The organism is Granulicella aggregans, assembly GCF_025685565.1.
In the GTDB taxonomy this organism is placed as follows: domain Bacteria; phylum Acidobacteriota; class Terriglobia; order Terriglobales; family Acidobacteriaceae; genus Edaphobacter; species Edaphobacter aggregans_B.
The window spans coordinates 228,341-246,198 of sequence record NZ_JAGSYE010000002.1 but is presented as its reverse complement, the minus strand read 5'-3'; the positions used below and the strand labels follow the sequence as shown (position 1 = coordinate 246,198).

The window sequence follows — 17,858 nt, the reverse complement described above, 5'->3', positions numbered from 1 at the left end:
GTTGGTCGCAACCTCGACCAACGGGAGAGCCACGCGAAACGTTAAAAAGGCACGTAAGCGCCCGCCCCGCGCGTAGCGGGCCCGTCCGTCAGGACGTTTTACTTTGCCTCCGACAGCACGGCTACGCCATAGACGGGCAGATCGACCGTGTGGATGGCTCCGCCCTTCAGTACGTCGGTCATCGCCGTTGGCAATGCGACCTTCTGTGGTGATTTGGCGAAGTTGACCAGGATGAAGACCTTGCCGTGGTCTCCCTCGCGCGGGTAGACATCGACACCCGCAGGCACGGGGCCGAACTTTGCGGCGACGCCGCTCATGTCGGCCATCCACTTGGCGGCATTCTTCATGGCGGGTTCGTCGAGCCAGGCGCCGATGTAGGTGATGCTGCCCTTGCCGACCTTGCGGGTGATGGCTGCGGGCTGGCCATCGAGCCAGCCGTTCGACTTGCCGTAGGTCATCAGGACTTTGGTGTCGGGTGAGGACGCGCTGAGTTGTTCGGCCCACTCTTTGCTAGAGCTGTTGCCCCATGCGCCGGAGACCGGGACTGGATCGATCAGGGAGTAGTACTGCTCCACGCGACCGCCGAGCAAAGGAACGAGCGGGCCGGGCTGGCGGTTTGTCTGGAGGCCGTTGTCCACGTCTTTCATCCCAGAGCGCTGCCCGAGGACGAGGTTGCCGCCCTGTTCGACGTAGGCGATGAGGTTCTTGCCCTCTTCCTCAGACAGCACGTTGAGGCCCGGAGCGACGACTAGCTTGTACTGAGAGAGCGAGACGGATGGGTTTACGATGTCTATCGATTGCGCGAGATCGCGCAGCGGCTTGTAGTAGCTGTAGATCTCCGCGACCGGGTCATACGCCTTGTTGTGGCGCTGCCAATTGATGGCCCAGCGGCTGTCGTAGGAGTGGAGGATGGCAACGTCGGAGTGGACGGAGGTTCCGGCGAGCACCGGGCCAGCTTTGACGAACTCCTGGCCTAGCTGGGCGACCTCGGTGTAGAGCGGGACTGGCGTTCCATCAGCTCCAACGAGGGTTCCGTGGTACTCCTCTTGGCCGTTCAAGGCGCTGCGCCACTGCCAGTAGCTGACGGCATCTGCACCGTGGCCAATGTCGTGCCAGGCCATCGCACGGACCTCACCCTTGTCGAGGGTGTTGTTGTTGGGCGACCAGTTGACCGAGCCGGGCTGCGTCTCCATGACCCAGAAGTTCTTGCGCAAAATTCCTCGCATTAAGTCGTGGGCGATGCCGTTCTTGTAGGGGTCGAGCTGGCCGGTACCGACGTAGTCGTCCCACGAAATGATGTCCAAATCCTGGCCGACCGTGTAGTGGTCGTAGCCGTCGAAGAGGCCCATCATGTTGGTCGTGATGAACTGGTTGGCGGAGTTGGCGCGGATGACCTCGGTCTGGTTCTTCTGGTAGCTGCGCCAGGTGTCGGAGACGAAGCGTTTCCAGCTCAGCAGCAGGCCGGGGTTGCCGTAGCCGGTCTGGATGGGGACCTGGTCCCAGTTCTGGTAGGTCTCGCTCCAGTAGGAGGTCGTCCAGCGGGTGTTCAGGTTGTCGAGCGTGCCGTAGCGCGCCTTGAGCCATGCCTGGAACTGGGCTTTAGTGGCGGCGTCGTAGGAGTTGTCGCCATACTCGTTGTCGATCTGCCAACCGACGACGTTGGGGTTGTGGCCGAAGCGCTTGGCGAGCTGTTCGGCGACGGCGCGGGCGAGTTGGCGGTACTTGGGGTCGGCCCAGTTGAACTGGGTGCGGTTACCGTGCTCGTCCTTGCGGCCGTCTTCCTTGGTGCGCAAGGTCTCGGGATACTTCTGAGTGAGCCATGCGGGCGGCGCTGCGCTGGGGGTTCCGATGACGGTGACGATGTTGTGGCGCGCGGCGGCCGCGACGGCATGGTCGAGCCAGTCGAGCTCGTAATCGCCTTCAGAGGGTTCCATCCGGCTCCAGGCGAACTCGCCGACGCGGACCATGTGGATGCCGGCCTTCTGCATCAGGTCGAGGTCGGCGTCCCAGCGGGACTCGGGCCACTGCTCGGGATACCAGGCGGTGCCGAGGACGAGCGGCGGAGCGGGCGCGGCATTCTGTGCGGGAAGCGCAGCGGTCGTAAGGAGAAGAGCGAGAAGAGGTGTGCAGGCGCGGGTGAGGATGTGCGAAGGCTTCAAGGGTTGAGGCTCCTGTTTCAGAGTGGCCTGAAAACGATTACATACACTGTAGCCGATTGGTGGGACCACTGGTGACTGGTTGTAAAGAAACGCATTGAATGGGCGATTCTCCAGAATTCGAAACAATCCCTTATCTCATGCGTGCTTAACGTTGAACGCTGAACGAAACTGCCGGGGAGTTGTTGACTTGAATGCTTTGAATTGGCGGTTAAACTTCGCTAGGTTGCGATAGCCGACATCGTCGGCGATGAGGGAGATGGATCGTTCGGTGTTGATGAGCAGGGCGCACGTGTTGCCGATACGCAGTCGCGAAATATACTCGGTGATCGTCGCGCCGGTGTGAAGCTTGAAGAGTCGATGCAGCGAACTGCGGCTCAGGGCGTCGATGCGGCTTAGCCTCTCGACGGCGTTCTGATCCTGATAGTGCTGATGGAGGTAGGAAAGTACGCGGCCTCCAGCCTGATGATTGCGGCGATCGTTGGTGGAGCGATCATCCCGCTCGCAACGGGAGGGCTCGCCGACGCGATCGGGCTGCACCTAGCGTCTCTGCTTCCGTCGCTTTGCTACGTGTACATTGCCTGTTTCGGATTCGCTTCAAAGAGACGCATGTTGAGTGATTGAGCTTCGAACGGCTGTTCCTCGCTGCGATGCCAGTTGTCGGGCTGGCAACGCGCTTGAGGAGACGGCTTACATATTCGTGATGGTCTGCGGAGTGCCGTCCAGCTTGGTAAAGGTGATGCTGAATGGTTCCTTGTAGGTGCAGGCGAGGTCTTGCAGGAAGCGGATGGCGACAGCTTCGCCTAGAGTCATCGACCAGTCACTGTCGCTGCGCCAGTGGATGCCGCCGTGAAGACCGTGGCCGAAGGTAACGTTGTGCGCGAGCTTGTGCAGTTCGCCGTTTACGGTGAGGTTGCCCCGTAGGTAGTCGGGGTGGTCCATGGGGTCCCACGGCCCGAGCGTGGTGCCGTCGGAGCTGGACTCCTGTGGAGCGTAGAGGACGTAGTCGCCATCGAAGAAAAACTTCAGGATAGTGATGCAGGCTCCGCCAACGGTGCCGTGGCCTGTGGGGTAGGCCGGGTGCGCGGGAGAGCCCTCCGGGAAGGGCTGCGAGAGGAGATCGGAGCCGTACTTGCTGCTGCTCTGATGCAGGGCTTGTGAGTTGAAGACGCGCGGCAGCGGCTGGGCGTCGAAGGTAGAACCGCGGTTGATGAGATGGATAAGGCCCGCGCCGGACTCCGGCCGATGGCGAAGATGGACGACCCACTTCTGATACCAGACGGTGTTGAGTGCGAGCTTGGCGACCTGCGCAAGGACGGCTGCGAAGTCCGGCCCGCCGAATGTGCCGAAGCCGTTCTGCTTCTTTGAGGGCAGGCCTCCAACAACATACGGGCTGCCGGGATTGACGGGTGCGCCGATAGAACTGAGGACCAGGTAGGCGGTGAAGTAGGCCTGGTAGAGTTCGTCGACGTGAGTATAGGCAGCCAGGCCACGGCCATCGTGAAGGTAAAGCGGAGTGGCAAGCTTCTGATTGGTGAAGCCGGTGCCGACGCCGTTCTGCACCGCCCACCATGTACCCTGATCGGTCATGTAGTCGACGTTCGGCTTGTAGGTGACGTACTGCTGGCTGAAGGGCAGAGCGCCGAGGTTGGTGGGTGTGGCAAAGAACTGCGAGATGTAAGGGCCGATCGCTTCTCCGGGGAAGTTGCCGCGGAAGAGGAGTTCCGGAGTGACTTTACCAGCGTGTTTGGGCCCCTTGTACTCGACAGAGTTCGTGAGTTCCTTGGCGGCGGCGTGGGCGATGGGGTTGTCATGGTAGTCGATAAAGGCGACGTCGCGAAGCAGCGAGCACCAGTAGAGGTCGATGAGTTCCGTGGCGTACTCTTCGCTGGCGAGAGCGGGCGGGGCAGGCACTTCAGGCAGGCCAAACTGGCTGGCGTCGGCACCGACAAAGCTGTACGCATAGGAGCCCATCGGATTGTTCTGGGTGCGGCTTCCGCCGAGAGTCAGGTTCTGGAAGTCAGCGAAGTCGCCAGAGTTGATGGCACTACGAAACTGTGCGAAGGCGGTGAGATCGACCTTGCCGGGAGATGCCTGCTTGATGCACTTGGTGTAGGTGCCGCACTTGTCGGGCAGAGCCTCGTCACCGTTCGTGGGCTGTGGCGGGACGGCCTGAACGGCTTGTGCGGTGGCGGTGTTGTAGCGGTGGGTGAAGTTATCGAGGATGCGTCCGGCGGGAATGGCAGGGGCGCAGGGGGAAGGTACGGGCGTGCTGCACGGACTTGGCATAGAGTCTCCTCGTGGTCGTTCGATTTGATAGACGGGCCTGAGGTGCTGCTCGAGCTGCAAGGAATCGAATCGATAGGTTAGACCCTGCATCTGACGAGCAAGAGTGCGCGCGATGGTCCTTGCGTTTCAACCTCGCATGAGGTGAAGACTACTAAACGGCGCGCCATAAAGAGATGTGGCAGTGGATGCAAGTGTCGTGGCAGCGGACGTAGTCAACGGTTTCTCTCTAGACTTTAGTGGGTGTGCGACTTAAGGTCCTTGCCGGAGTTGGTGAGGACGAGCTTGCCGAGTTCCACGCCGCGCAGGGCGAGGATGCCGTCGGCGACTGCCTGCAGTTCTCTGCTCTTGCCCTTCATGATGATGACTTCGAGGCAGTAGTGATGGTCGAGGTGGACGTGGGTCGCGGCGAGGATCATGGCTCCGGCGCGGTGTTGAACGTCGGTGAGCTTCTCGGAGAGATTGGGGATGTGGTGGTCGTAGACCAGGGTGAGGGTGCCTACGACGGACTTATTCGAATCGACGTCTTCTTCGAGAAGGGCGCGGCGGATGAGGTCGCGGACGGCCTCGGAACGGTTCTTGTAACCGCGTTTGGTGATAAGGCGATCGAACTCCTTGAGGAGGTCTCCGTCGAGCGAGACGCCGGTGCGGCTTAGATTGGACATGCAACCTCTCGGATGAAGCTATGACTTCGATCCAAGGATATCTCTTCCAATTGCGCAATCCAGACTGCGAGCCGTTTCGTAGCACAGTTATAAAAAATGTAATACCATCGTGCCGATCGATGAAATTTCTCCCACGAATTCCGCGAATAACGTAGCACGATTTTTACATTCCTCTTACGTTTGGGAATCGATCCCGCATATCAAAACCCTGTTCCTCCATTCGATGAGCTGAAAGGAAGGCCATGACCGCTGTTCTCGTCCGTTGGTGCTTATTCTTCGGCATGATGTACCCGTTGCTCGCGACGGGGCAGGAATTCTTCCGCGTGGAGGGCGAGGTCGTTGACTCGGCGGGGAAACCGGTTGTTCGCGCGACGGTTGAGCTTTCGCCGCAGCTTGGACGTAAGCGCGAGGTGTTGACCAATTCCGTTGGGAGGTTTGAGTTTGGGAAATTGATGCCGGGAAGTTACGTTTTGGTTTTCAATGCACCAGGGTTCCAGACTGTATCAACGACAATCAAGCTGGACAACTCGACGAGTACGTTGCAGATAGACATGGTTCCGACGCTGAGCCACAAGGAGTCGGTGGCGGTGACCGCGGACATCAATCAACTGGATGTGCTCTCGCCCGATCCGGCGGAGAAGGTCTTCGTGAAGCAGGACTTGATCGATGCAAATCCTGGGAGGCCGGGAGCGCCGGTGTCGATTCCTGGATATCCGATCGAGACAGCATCGAGCGGCATCAAGGCTCCGCAATACTTTGCCCCGGGAGTGGCGGGAGATCATGGCGAGCCGATCGCTCAGTTCGTTGCCGTAGGCGGTTACCTGGTGCCGAACAATCTCTCCGCAAACGCGCACGGCAATGGCTACTCCGATCCGAATATCCTCATCCCGTCGGTGATCGAAAGTGTTCAGGTCGATGGAGGAGCATTCAACGTGCGCCAGGGGAACCATGCGTTGAATGTGGCAGCGACCTATGGGCTGCGGTCGCGGGTCGATCCGTTTGTGTCGCTTACGGGAGACTATCGGGACATCGATCTGGTGGCTGGCGTAAGTCCGGCGGAGAAGTCGTTTGTGGCGATCGAGGCGTCGTTGGGGAACGGTTTTCTGCAGCGGCTGGAGCACAGGCAGCAGTACAAGCTGAACTCGCAGAGGGTCTTCGACCTGGGACGGCATGAGCTGACGTTGCTTGGGATTGCGTACTGGGGCAGGTCCTATGTGCCGGGGCTGGTTCCTATCTTTCCGGATGACGATGGCGACGCAGGCGTGGTGAACTACGGCGACACGATTGACCCGCGGCAGAGAGACCAGACGCATACTGCACTGGCGGCGGTGAATGATATCTGGCGGCTGAACTCCAGGCAGGAGCTACAGGTCTCAGGGTTCTTTAGGACCTATAACCTGGCGCTGTTCTCGAACTTTGGGGATGGACTGATTCGGCAGAGCGAGTTTCGGACTGTGGCCGCGCAGAGTACGAGCTACGTGAATAAGTTCAGCGATGCGCTTTCGGTGCTGGCTGGACTTGATTGGGAGAGGGAAGCTCCGCGTAGGGACAACCTCGATCACTATGACAACTACACGGGGCAGTTTGTGTATGGCCCGTTTACCAAGGTGGACTCGAGCGATGTGACGATCTCCTCGGTGACGACGTATGGAGCACTGTCGGGTGCGCTGGGGCAACACTTCCGATACTACGGCGGGTGGCGACGGGACCAGATCGATATCACGAACGTGGACCGGATCGATGCGGAGCACTCCTTTCAAAAGTGGGTTGGGGTGAACTCGCCGAAGGCCACGGTGTCGTTTGTGCCAGGGGAGATGAAGTTTCTGCCGCTGGTCTCGGCTAGCTTTGGCGAAGCGTTCTTCACGGAGGACCCGAGGATCGCGCTAGGAAGCGCGAACGGCACGCTGGTGGCGCGGTCGCATAACTATCAGCTGGTGGTGAGCAAGACGGCGGCGGCGACGGACTTCAAGCTGACGCTGGGGCATGTGACGACGAGCTCCGAGCTGGCGAAGATCGATCCGGACACGGGACTGCAGGAGGACCAGGGACCGGGGCGGCTGGAGTTTCTGACGGCGGCGGTGCGGCAGAGTTTTACCGGCGGGTCGGTGCTGGTGACGTTCTCGAAGGCGGATGCTCGGGATGTGGACTCGGGGCAGCCGGTGCCCGAGGCTCCGAGGACGATCTTCGATGTGCTGGCGAATGTGCAGCGGCTGCCGTTCGGAATGCAGGCTCGGGGAGAGTTCGAGTTTGTAGGGAAGAAGCCGCTGGGAACGGGGTGTCTGCCGGATGTGAATGCGCAGTGCCTGGGGACGGCGGTGAAGGAGTTTCGCGGGGCGGTGGTGAGGCCGTTTCTCGACGAGCGGCTGAATGTTGGGGTGAATTTTCTGTTGGCCGGCGGGTATACAGGGCAGACGCTGGAGTCGTTTGGGGGGAGCGAGATCTCAGAGGTTGTGGGGGTGCGGATTCCTTCTTACGCGAGCGTGAATCTGACGTGGAAGTTTGGGGGACGGGCGGCGGCGAAGTAGGGGATGGCGTACCTCAGCGGCTGAAGCCGTTTGGCGAAGGTGGGGTTGTGGCACGGCTGAAGCTGTGCCCTTAAGCAAGGCGTCGGTTGCTGCTGCTTTGACGGAGATTCTTGAGGCGGGGGATCGGGCTTTGCTGGCCTCGGCGCTGGCGGAGATTGCGCGGGCTCGGGGGATGACCGAGATTGCGAAGTCGGCGGGGATTACGCGGGAGGCGCTGTATAAGGCGCTGCGGCCAGGGAGCGCTCCGCGGTTCGATACGGTGAGCCGGGTGTGTGCGGCGCTCAGGGTGAAGCTGGTGTAAGTTCTTCTGGTAGCTGCTCTACAGTGCCGCTAACACCCAGCCAATGACCAAAAGCGAGTCATTGGGGATACCCGGATATGATGGATAATCAACTTGATTGACACTAAGGAATAAGATGATTGAGATTCGTCTAGAAAGACAAAATTGGTACTACGACCCTACAAAGCCCCTTGGAGCGCCCGGAGGATTCGGTGCAGTTTTTGAAGGTCAGTCTCCCGACGGAACCGCGGTTGCCATTAAAAAACTTCATCTTGGCTCTGAGGAGTCTGCTCATCGAGAATTTCGAGTTGCGTCTCAGTTAGTGAGTCATCCTAAGCCTCACCTAATTCCGACATTCGATTCTGGCGAAGATGCGAATACAGGAAGCTACTTTATCGTGATGGCTCGTGCCTCTAAAAGTCTTGAATCAGACTTGGATCAAAGTAAAAAATACTCGCTGGTTGAGACAGTTGACATTCTTATGCAGGTAACTGAAGGCATCAGGGAGTTGGACGGTCTAATTCATAGAGACCTTAAGCCGGCAAACGTTTTATTTCACGACGGAACGTGGAAACTTGCAGATTTTGGAATTGCTCGGTTTGTTGAAGAGTCTACCAGCTTGAATACCCTGAAAGGTTGCCTATCACCGCAATATGCTGCTCCTGAGCAATGGCTTCTTGAAAGTGCCAAGGCTGCGACCGATGTTTATGCCCTTGGCTGTATTGGTTACAAGCTCTTATCCGGTCGACTGCCTTTCGAAGGGCCAAAGATGGATGACTATCGAGACCAGCATTTGCATCGATCTCCTTCTTCGCTGCCGGAAGACATTCCTCCGACGCTACGCACTTTAATTGCGATGCTACTGCGCAAGTCTCCCGAGGCCCGGCCACAAATTCAAAGGATTAGAGACATACTTGGCAACGTTGAACTTTTGGTGCCACGACACGCCAGTCCAATCGCCGAAGCCGCCGTGCGACTAGAACATGTTCGGTCGCGAGAAGAATCAGCTGCTGCCGAACAGAAATCGATTGTGATCGCACGTGAACGTTTAGCTCTCAGCGGTCATAATCTGCTCGACGAAATGTTCACGCGTCTTCGACAGACAATCCTAAGTGAAGCTCCATCCTGTCGGGAGGAGGAGACATACCTAAAGTTCGGGACAGCGCGGTTCTCCTTACCTAAAGCAACCGCATTCAATTATCTCCAAGTGATCCCGCCTTTGAGCTTTGAGCACTCTCAGATTGACGTTGTGCTCGCCAAGACTATACAGGTAGAGCAATTCCATCCGGAATACTTCTGGAGTTCGTCGCTTTTATACTGTCGTTTGCCAAAAGAAAACGACTACCGCTGGTATGAGGTGTCGTTTATGTCGCTAGGTTCAGGCGGCGAGATACCTCCTTTTAGCCTTATAGATGTTCGGGCTCCAGGCCACCCTCGTTTCAGTCATCTCGATTTAGCTCTGTCAGCAACTATGCACGTATATCAAGCGGCCTTCGGTCCCGTTTCGGTTGACGACGAGAACGAAGGTGATTTTATAGAACGCTGGATGTCAATTTTTGCGGCTGCGGCTGAAGGAAAACTGAAATACCCATCTTCGTTACCTTTCTCTCCGACATATTGGCGGCAAATTTTTAGTTGATCCGCTGCTAGTTGATCGTTGCGGCTAAAGCGCCGCTCGCCGGGTGCCCCATATCTGGCAGTTTCATCGCCAGATGTGGGATGTGCCAATGGCACCGATTTTCAAGTCGCGGTGATCCTTACGGGGCCGTCTTCCTCCAGCAGATAGTGACGGAATGACGACCATCTCCAATCTTCAGGGTGTTCAACTAAACCACGAGTTACGGGATTCCGGTGCATGTAGCGTAGCTTCTCGATGACCTTGTCGCGTGATGCGACGTTGAAGTCGTAGTAGCGTCTTTGCCAGAAAGGGCGTTGCGGCAATCGTCGCGCGACCGATATCTTCCACGCTTGCATGATTGTGGCTATCGTGTGGTTCTCGTGGTCGGGTGGTTCGGAGATGAGAAGGTGGACGTGCTCTGGCATCACAACGTAGCCGAGAATTTCGAACTGATACTTCTGACGTGTGGCTTCGAGGGAAGTTAGAGCGATGTCTTTGGCTTGTGGGGTGATGAAGTAGGGTTGCCGGTGATAGCAGCTAACGGTGATGAAATGGTCTTCGCCTTCGTGGTGATAACGGTTGAGGCGGCTTGGCATGGTGGGGATTCTACTTTATGGGAGAACCCCACATCTGGCGGTGAAGCTGCCAGATATGGGGCACCCAGATTTTGTGCGGTCACCGAACCTCGAACTTGAATGCTGCCGCTTTGAAGTCGCCGGTTAGGTCGGGGTCTAGGCCGTGGTTCATCCAGTAGGCTCCGGAAGCGGTTTCGGGGGTGTCCTTCTTCAGGGTGCCGTACATGGGGGTGACCTTGTATTGCTTGGCGGGGTCGAGGCCCTTGAGGTAGACGCGGGGATAGGGGTAGCGCTGCGTGCTCGATTTGAGGAAGGTGAAGAGGACGGCCTGGTGGAGGTCGGTTGAGACGGACTCGGTGGCGGAGTGGTCGCTGCCATTGCGCGGGTTGATGAGGCGGTAGAGGCTGCCCTGCTGGACGGTCTGGCGGATGGTCTTGTAGGCGGCGATGAGGTCTTTGGCGGTGGCGAAGTCGGCGTCGGTCCACTTGTTGAGGTTCGCGCCTACGCCGAGGCCGCCCTGCATTGAGGACAAGAAGCGGTAGGCGACGGAGGTGCTGCGGTCGTTGGCCCAGTTGGGCGAGTCGGTGACCCAGGCGGTCATGACCTGCGGGGTGTAGGCGTAGGTGAAGCCGTCCTGGATGCTGAGGCGGTCGAAGGGGTCGGTGTTGTCGGAGGGCCAGACCTCGTCGGTATATCCGAGAATGCCGAGGTCGACGCGGCCGCCGCCGGAGGAGCAGGACTGGATCTCGACCTTGGGGTGTTTGGTGCGGAGCTCGGCGAGGATGCTGTAGAGGTTGCGGATGTACTCGACGTAGACGGTCTTCTGCTTGTCGGAGTCAGGGCCGAGTTCGGGCCAGCCGGGTTCGGACCATTGGCGGTTGTAGTCCCACTTGAGGAAGGCGATGTCGTTGTCGGTGAGGATCTTGTCGAGGAAGTTGAAGACGTAGGCGCGGACGTCTTTGCGGGCGAGGTTGAGCATGAGCTGGTTGCGGCCTTCGCTGCGGGGGCGGCCGGTCATGTTGAGGACCCAGTCGGGGTGGGCGCGGTAGAGGTCGCTGTTGGGGTTGACCATCTCGGGCTCGACCCAGAGGCCGAAGTCCATGTTGAGGGCGTGGACCTTGTCGATGAGCGGCTTGAGGCCGTTGGGGAATTTTTTCTGATTGACGTACCAATCGCCGAGGCCGGCGTGGTCGTCCTTGCGCTGGCCGAACCAGCCGTCGTCCATGATGAAGCGTTCGACGCCGATGCGGGCGGCCTTCTCGGCCAAGGCTGCCTGGCCGGGATAGTCAACGGCCATCTCGGTGGCTTCCCAGGAGTTGTAGATGACGGGGCGCAGCTTGGGCGTGGGCTTCTGCGGGAGGATCTGTGAGATCTCAAAGCGGTGGAAGATGCGAGAGGCTTCGCCGATTCCATGCGACGAATAGCCGGCGTAGAAGACGGGTGTTTCGAGCTTCTGGCCGGGGGCGAGCGGGTAGGCGAAGTCGAAGGGGTTGTACCCGCCGGTGACGTGGATGTCATGGACCTGGTTGCGCTCGACGTTGATGCGCCAGGAGCCGGACCAGGCGAGAGCTCCGAACCAGACCTGGCCGACCTCTTCGTTGGTGGGGAACTCGGGATGCGGGCCGGAGGAGTTGGCGCGGGTGATCGCGAACCAGGGGTTGTTCTGCTGGCCGGTGCTGCCGCGGCGGGACTCTAGGACGGTGGTGCCGTCTTTGATCTGCTCTTGGGTGAGCTGCCACTCGGCGGCCCATCTTCCACTGAGATAGCTGAGCTGATAATCCGTTCCGTGGGGGAGGTTCCAGGTGGCGGAGGCGGCTTGTTCGATGGTGAGTTTTTCTTTGGTCTTGTTGGTGATGATCGAGTTGCGGCCGATGACGCCGGTGGCGGGGTCAACGGTATAGATGAGGTCGACGAAGACTTCGCGGGAGATGTCTTTGGTGGTGATGGTGAGGCGGTCGCCGTCGATCTTGTGGGAGACGTAGTGGAGGACGAGGTCGCGGTTGCCGTCGGGGAAGTTGATCTTGACGGCGGGCTCGGTGAAGTTGAGGCCGCCCCAGGCGCGGTACTCGTAGGGGGTGATGTTGGTGGACTCTTCCATGCCGGAGAGGCTGCGGTAGGCGGCGGGCGTGGGGAGTGGGTCGGCGGCGGCTAGCGGGGAGCCCCAGTAGATGGTTTGGATCTCGGACTGCGCGTTGACGCCGAAGGCGTAGGTCTCGCCGGGGGTGTCGATGCGAAAGACGTGGGTGGTGGCGTCGAAGTGGATGGCCTGGGCGCTCGCGGAAAGGACAGGGAGAGCGAGGGCGGTGGTGATCGCGGCGGCTAGGGCGAGATGCTGGCGGAGGCCGAGGTGCTTCAACATGGGCGTCTTTCCTGTTCTTCTGTGATTCGTATGTCGGTGCGTTGAGCTATTGGGTGCCGGGTTCCGGGCGTGAAAGCGGTTGCATGCCGGAGTTTTGGGGCTTAGGAAGGTATACACCGGGGGAAGGGTAGGTGTCAGGGGTGTGACGAAAGCGCCTTGCAGGCTCGAAATTGCAAAACTGTCTAGTACCCGAGCGGTCGCGCGTTTGAAAGCTTGATCTCGCCCACATCGACGATGCTGAAGATGAACTCCTCATGGCCGTATCCCTCGACCATGCACTGATAGGTCAAGAGATCGAATCGCAGCCGCCTGTGACAGAGTTCAAATGCGCAGTACGCAGCTATGAGATCGGACAATTCGCTTCGATTATTCGCGCAGGCCTCTGCGAGGCGGTTTAAATATCTAGAATCCACCAAACGGATGAAGTCAGTTCCGAGACGACCGACTATATACCACTGAGGATCGCTCTCGTAGATCTCGGCGCACTTTGGTTGAGCGTAATATTTAAATATGGCCTCAGTTACGAGCGTCATACTGAAATATGGAGCATTGCTAAATATCTCTGCGACCGTTGCGAGCGCCTCTGGATTGCTAAGCCCGGCCAAAATGACTTTGGTTGCATCGTGATAAAGGCACGCAGCGTACGCCGTGCGTGAATCCCATCTATATTGCTCAATCCCAGCAAAGATACCTGTTTCAACCCAATACTGCGCTGCGAGAAAGTCTTGCAGACTTCGGTGTACAAATTCCCAGCTATCGTCTTTCGGAACAAAAATTCCATAGAACTGTGCCGTCTCCATCAACACTCGATTGTGGTCAACGCGATCAAAATGCATCAGTGATAGTTCTTCTTTCGCAAGGGTCGTGACGCGGAGTTTGTCGACTATAGGGGATCGAGATTGATATGCAATGCGCTTTAGGAGTTCTATGCGATCCCTACCATCCAACGCTGTAATACGGTGACGTTCGATGATCTTCTGATCGTCCCATTTATAGGCGAGTACTTCGAGCGCTCGCTCAAGCAGCCGCAGCGCGCTTCTTGGATGATTGGTGTGGCTTGTCGTCTCAACAATGCATGCCAACGTCAGAAGTAGCGGGTGCGAGAGGAAATCTTCAAACCCTCGCTTTTGAAGATCATCAACGGTCTGTATAGGGTCCAGCTTCGAGCCGTATGTCTTAAGAAATGTCGTGACAAAAGCGTACTTATCTGTGAGATGAAAGCCCTTTATGTGGAGTTCCGGTGCCGTGATCAGGGCAACATCATAAAAGCTTCGACAGGTGAGATAGAAGCGCCCTAGCTGCAACCCTTGAAATTTTAATAGTGCGTCAGAAACCCGCTTTCGTGCGTTCGGGTCAATCTCATCGTACCCATCGACCAGCAATACAAACTCGTCCCGTTTCGCTTTCTTGCTGACAGCGCCTCCAATCTGAACGATACGTTCAAGATCTTCCACAGCATTTGTTCTCCTCAAGGTTATGAGGACAGGGAGTACGATGGGATTCTTCAAGAGAGTACGGAAAAGATGATGCAGAAATGTCGTCTTGCCCCATTCTGGGCCGGCGTAAATTATCGCGTCGTCTTTGCTAAGCAGGAAATCTGAAACCGTGATCTCCCGTTCGGTAGCTGCGTGCGCAAGGGCAACCGAGCGGTCAAGTCTCCCGTTATACGCATAGGTATCTTTACGACGACCAACGCCTTTCTTGGTCATCCGAGTTGGTTGGTAGAGTTGCTCAAAAGGGATAGGCTCCGGCATCCCGACGCAATAGACTACGGATGCTAGCTGTAAAGAAGAAGCCTGTACGGCCTTAAACCAATCCGCCAACTCTATGCTCGCCGGGTCTTTTCCCAACCATGTCTTGAATTTCTCCTCCAAATAGGGAAGAAGGTTTGCCAGGTTAATACTCAGGGACGGAAGTGGGATCATGGCGAGAGTCTAAACCATATCTTATGCAGTTGGCCGTTGAGCATACGAGCGAGTGCCAAGTGTCAATTGACGAGGGAGGCGGGTATGACGGCACCGTGCTCTATCGGGGCGGTGCCTTTTCGGTTGCGGGATGTCAATCTTTGATTGAAATTCGTTAGTTTGGGATAGGCACACTGGCGTGTTTTGGAGGCCCGGGTCGTCCGTGTGGATCGATCGAGGGATGGCTAGCAGGGACGTGGGGATCCGAGGGAGAAAGGTTCGGGCGGCTGTGCGGATGTGGGGCAGCGTCGGGATCCTTCGCTACGCTCAGGATGACGGCAAGTACAGATAACCCAGGGGCATTCTGCTGCTCAGGTTGGCGGCAGGCACAAGGAATGAAGTAAGAGGTTAGTGGCCCGGGCCGTGGGTGGTTAGCCAGGTGCGGATGGTGGCGGTGTCTTGTGGGGTGAGGGTGGGGGCGGATTTTTTGAGCATGTCGAGGAACCAGTCGATCTCCCACGGGGCGACGGGGTAGCCGATGTTGCCGGGGTGGGCGAGGTTGGAGGGGCGGTTGGAGCCGGCTAGGAGTTTGCCGGTGGGGTCGAGCATGACGATGTAGGGGTAGCCGGCGTCTTTGCCGCCGAGCGCGGTTTGGATCTTCTCGCCGCCGGGGATGTTGGCGTGGCGGGTGTCGCTGGCGTGCTCGCCGGTGTCGAGGTCGGCGAGGACGAATGCCTTGTCGATGATGGGGCGGATGGTGGGGTCGGCGAAGAACTTGTCTAAGAGGCGGCAGTTGCCGCACCAGGAGGCTCCGAAGGTGAGCAGGATGTTCTTGTGCTCGGCGGCGGCGCGATGCTCGGCGGCGGTCATGACGTCAGCGGCGGTGGCCCCGGTATCGGGCACGGCGGCGTGTGCGGCGGTGGGGATGAGAGCGAGGGCGGCGGAGAAGACGAGGCTCGGAAGGGTGCGTCTTGAGGGCATAGGCTTTTGTGGACTCATTGAGGGATTTTGAAGCGATGAGTCATTATGCCTGATGTGCGGATATCTTCTGCGGCAGGGAAAGGCAAACGCAGATTCCCTTCGGGAATGACAAATAGAGTGGGATGGCTACGAAGGGGATAGCTGGGGCGTGGAAGGTCTAGGAAGAAAGGTTCGAGCGGCTGTGGGGATGTGGGCAGCGCCGGGGTCCTTCGCTGCGCTCAGGATGACAGCAAATACAGGAAAGTTAGGGCGTTCTCGTCGCGCGCACGATCATGGCAAGTACAGGACGGGATCAACCCCAGGCTGCGTCTGTTATGCCGGATTCTTTCAGAGCGGCTCCTGCTTCAAGCGGATTGATGGACTCTGGCGGTGCGTTCGCGAATGGAAGGAAGATCACGAAGATAGATCCATGATGTTGCGCGCTGGTGCTGGAGCGGACGTGCAGTTTGCCGCCGAGGCGGCCGAGGATCTCGGCGCTGATCCAAAGTCCAAGGCCGGTGCCACCGAAGCCCTTTGTGGTGAAGAAGGCTTCGAAGACGCGGGCGCTGGTGCTCTCGTCCATGCCTTTGCCGTCGTCGGCTATGGTGAGAGCGACGCCGCGGCGGCCGGACTTCCACTCGGTTGCGGGACGGCTGCGCAGGGTAAGGCGGCCTCCGGGCAGCATCGCGTCGAGGGCGTTGGCGACGAGGTTGTTGAGGACCTGGCGCACTTCGCCTTCGAAGCACTCGAAGGGCTCGGTGGCGCGATCGCGCCTGTCGACCGTGATCCGGTTGTCGCGAATGCGGCGGCTATGGAGGACCAGAACCGAGCGGAAGAGGTCGGCGAGCAGTATGAGTTCGGAGTGAGAGCTGCGCTTCTGGAAGCGGAGGGTCTCGTTCACGATGGTGGCGACGCGTTTCAGTTCGCCGTCTGCGATCTCGAGGAGCGACTTCACTTCTTCGTCGCGGACTTGCTCGCGGGCGAGATAGACCAGGTTCATCGCCGCGTCGACTGGATTGTTGATCTCGTGGGCGATCGAACTGGAGTGCCTTCCGACGGCGGCCAGTTTTTCGCTTTGGCGGAGCGCAGCTTCGGCGCGGCGCTGGTCTTCCACGTCGACGACCATGACCGCGAAGCCGCGGAGATCGCCGGCTTCATCGATGTCCGGGGCGTAGGTCGCGATAACACGGCGGTCGCCGTAGATGGTGGGGCAGATGGTTTCGGAAGAACTAGTGACGCCCCGGTGTGCAGCGTCTCGCGCGGGTCTGGTGCTATGCCAATAGGCTTCGCCGAGCACTTGGGATACGGTTCGGCCGAGCAGCCTATTTGCCGGGAGACCGAGCCACAGCTCGTGGGTTCGGTTCACCCTGACGAATCTTCCGGATGTATCGATATAGCCGATGAGCATGGGCAGGTTGTCGGTGATCAGGCGAAGTTCCTGCTCGCTGATCTCGACTGCTGCTGCGGCCTCCATGGAGACCTGCATGAACTCGCGTTGACGGCGTTCGGCGGCGTTGAGGGAGTTGCCTATAAGAACGAGTGAGAGGCTGCCGCCGACTACCAGGGTGACGGCAAAGAGCGCCATAGCAAATCTGACCTGCCCGAGATTGAGGGCAGGTCGCAGGTAGAGGTAGCCCATGAGGACTGGAAAGATGATCAGTGCGGGAAGAAGGCGGCGCGCGACCCAGCTTCCACGTTCCGAAGCTGTAAGGACTTTCCCAACCGCTGAGTCGAGCTGGCCGAGAATGAGTCCACAACTCAGGACGAGAAATCCGATTCCGGTGTGGAATGCCATGGAGTTGGCTCTTATGGAGGAGCCATAGAGGACAGGCACGCCGTACAGGAAGCCGGTGATGCTGGTCAGGGCGAGCGTTCCGAGCAGCAAAGCGAAGACCTGCGAGATGCGGCACGAGAGCTTGTTCCCTATGAAGAAGAAAAGGGAAGAGCCGGCAAGACAGAATGCAATGGCTGTGACGTAAGAGGGGCGGCCGGGCTCGACGAGACGCTGGACATCGCGGAAGAGAAGCTCGTCGATACGGAGGTTGATGCCAAGGACGTACTCGGAGATTGTGGCTGCACCGATGAAGATTGTGATTGCGGCAAAGATTCGTGAGAGTGTCCGTGAAGCGGGCAGGCGCGAGAGAGCGAAGCTGAGGCCAATTCCACTCGAGAGAAAGCCGAGAGCGGTGTTGGGCTTCATGCTGACGTGTCCGCTCAGGACGGTCTCGATGATCTCAATTCCGAGGGCCCATCCGCAAAGAACGATGACGCCAAGGATGGCTGATAGGGCAGCGCAGGTTCTCGCGACGCGGCGCACGGCACCGCGCATGTCGGCTTGGCTGCCGAATGCGGGAAGTGCAGTGGAGAAGGATGTCGTGCGGGCTCGGGAGGGCCTTTTATCCATACGAGGTTTCAAATGTTGATCTTACAGTCAGACATCGTTGAAAGTCGTTTCGCTGCCTCATTATCACGGGATACATTCGGGACGTCCAGTGCGGGAGTTCGGCTTGCGTTTTTCTCGCGCGTGCCC

Annotated in this window: 12 protein-coding genes; 3 read left to right on the top strand and 9 right to left on the bottom strand. The window is 58.5% G+C overall.

The annotated features are described in order from the left end of the window. Positions 1–98 precede the first annotated feature (98 nt). The 4 genes from OHL18_RS10565 to nikR all read right to left on the bottom strand — a co-directional run bounded on the left by OHL18_RS10565 (position 99) and on the right by nikR (position 5,107). Positions 99–2,159 carry a beta-galactosidase gene (locus OHL18_RS10565; RefSeq protein ID WP_263374820.1) on the bottom strand — a complete coding sequence of 687 codons (2,061 nt, stop codon included), beginning with the start codon at positions 2,157–2,159 and terminating at the stop codon, positions 99–101. A gap of 135 nt (positions 2,160–2,294) precedes the next feature. Next, the gene (locus tag OHL18_RS10560) at positions 2,295–2,696 is read right to left on the bottom strand and encodes a helix-turn-helix domain-containing protein (protein WP_263374819.1); all 402 of its coding nucleotides are present in this window, start codon (positions 2,694–2,696) and stop codon (positions 2,295–2,297) included. 150 nt (positions 2,697–2,846) lie between these two features. Continuing rightward, a complete protein-coding gene (locus OHL18_RS10555) occupies positions 2,847–4,445 on the bottom strand; it encodes a phosphatase PAP2 family protein (RefSeq protein ID WP_263374818.1) in 1,599 nt (532 codons plus the stop codon). Between the two features lie 233 nt (positions 4,446–4,678). Next, entirely contained in the window at positions 4,679–5,107 is a 429-nt protein-coding gene (gene nikR, locus OHL18_RS10550) for a nickel-responsive transcriptional regulator NikR (protein ID WP_263374817.1), read from the bottom strand. A gap of 242 nt (positions 5,108–5,349) precedes the next feature. Here nikR and OHL18_RS10545 point away from each other — a divergent pair, with 242 nt between their 5' ends. The 3 genes from OHL18_RS10545 to OHL18_RS10535 all read left to right on the top strand — a co-directional run bounded on the left by OHL18_RS10545 (position 5,350) and on the right by OHL18_RS10535 (position 9,551). Further along, entirely contained in the window at positions 5,350–7,632 is a 2,283-nt protein-coding gene (locus tag OHL18_RS10545; protein ID WP_263374816.1) for a carboxypeptidase-like regulatory domain-containing protein, read from the top strand. A 64-nt stretch (positions 7,633–7,696) separates the two neighbouring features. Further along, positions 7,697–7,933: an addiction module antidote protein gene (locus tag OHL18_RS10540; protein WP_263374815.1), complete on the top strand. Its 237-nt coding sequence runs from the start codon at positions 7,697–7,699 to the stop codon at positions 7,931–7,933. Between the two features lie 115 nt (positions 7,934–8,048). After that, the gene (locus tag OHL18_RS10535; protein ID WP_263374814.1) at positions 8,049–9,551 is read left to right on the top strand and encodes a serine/threonine-protein kinase; all 1,503 of its coding nucleotides are present in this window, start codon (positions 8,049–8,051) and stop codon (positions 9,549–9,551) included. Positions 9,552–9,652: 101 nt separating this feature from the next. Here OHL18_RS10535 and OHL18_RS10530 read toward each other — a convergent pair whose 3' ends face one another. The 5 genes from OHL18_RS10530 to OHL18_RS10510 all read right to left on the bottom strand — a co-directional run bounded on the left by OHL18_RS10530 (position 9,653) and on the right by OHL18_RS10510 (position 17,732). Beyond that, entirely contained in the window at positions 9,653–10,126 is a 474-nt protein-coding gene (locus OHL18_RS10530; protein ID WP_263374813.1) for an REP-associated tyrosine transposase, read from the bottom strand. A gap of 79 nt (positions 10,127–10,205) precedes the next feature. Beyond that, a complete protein-coding gene (locus OHL18_RS10525; RefSeq protein ID WP_263374812.1) occupies positions 10,206–12,464 on the bottom strand; it encodes an alpha-galactosidase in 2,259 nt (752 codons plus the stop codon). Between the two features lie 182 nt (positions 12,465–12,646). Beyond that, positions 12,647–14,389, bottom strand: coding sequence for an NACHT domain-containing protein (locus OHL18_RS10520; protein WP_263374811.1), 1,743 nt, complete (start codon positions 14,387–14,389; stop codon positions 12,647–12,649). 387 nt (positions 14,390–14,776) lie between these two features. Further along, the gene (locus OHL18_RS10515; RefSeq protein ID WP_263374810.1) at positions 14,777–15,349 is read right to left on the bottom strand and encodes a thioredoxin family protein; all 573 of its coding nucleotides are present in this window, start codon (positions 15,347–15,349) and stop codon (positions 14,777–14,779) included. Between the two features lie 292 nt (positions 15,350–15,641). Continuing rightward, a complete protein-coding gene (locus OHL18_RS10510; protein ID WP_263374809.1) occupies positions 15,642–17,732 on the bottom strand; it encodes a two-component system sensor histidine kinase NtrB in 2,091 nt (696 codons plus the stop codon). Positions 17,733–17,858 lie beyond the last annotated feature (126 nt).

Excerpts from the sequence above, each read along its gene's own strand:
- OHL18_RS10555 (WP_263374818.1), bottom strand. The coding sequence starts at position 4,445 with ATGCCAAGTCCGTGCAGCACGCCCGTACCTTCCCCCTGCGCCCCTGCC.
- nikR (WP_263374817.1), bottom strand. The coding sequence starts at position 5,107 with ATGTCCAATCTAAGCCGCACCGGCGTCTCGCTCGACGGAGACCTCCTC.
- OHL18_RS10545 (WP_263374816.1), top strand. The coding sequence starts at position 5,350 with ATGACCGCTGTTCTCGTCCGTTGGTGCTTATTCTTCGGCATGATGTAC.
- OHL18_RS10535 (WP_263374814.1), top strand. The coding sequence starts at position 8,049 with ATGATTGAGATTCGTCTAGAAAGACAAAATTGGTACTACGACCCTACA.
- OHL18_RS10530 (WP_263374813.1), bottom strand. The coding sequence starts at position 10,126 with ATGCCAAGCCGCCTCAACCGTTATCACCACGAAGGCGAAGACCATTTC.
- OHL18_RS10525 (WP_263374812.1), bottom strand. The coding sequence starts at position 12,464 with ATGTTGAAGCACCTCGGCCTCCGCCAGCATCTCGCCCTAGCCGCCGCG.
- OHL18_RS10520 (WP_263374811.1), bottom strand. The coding sequence starts at position 14,389 with ATGATCCCACTTCCGTCCCTGAGTATTAACCTGGCAAACCTTCTTCCC.
- OHL18_RS10515 (WP_263374810.1), bottom strand. The coding sequence starts at position 15,349 with ATGCCCTCAAGACGCACCCTTCCGAGCCTCGTCTTCTCCGCCGCCCTC.
- OHL18_RS10510 (WP_263374809.1), bottom strand. The coding sequence starts at position 17,732 with ATGGATAAAAGGCCCTCCCGAGCCCGCACGACATCCTTCTCCACTGCA.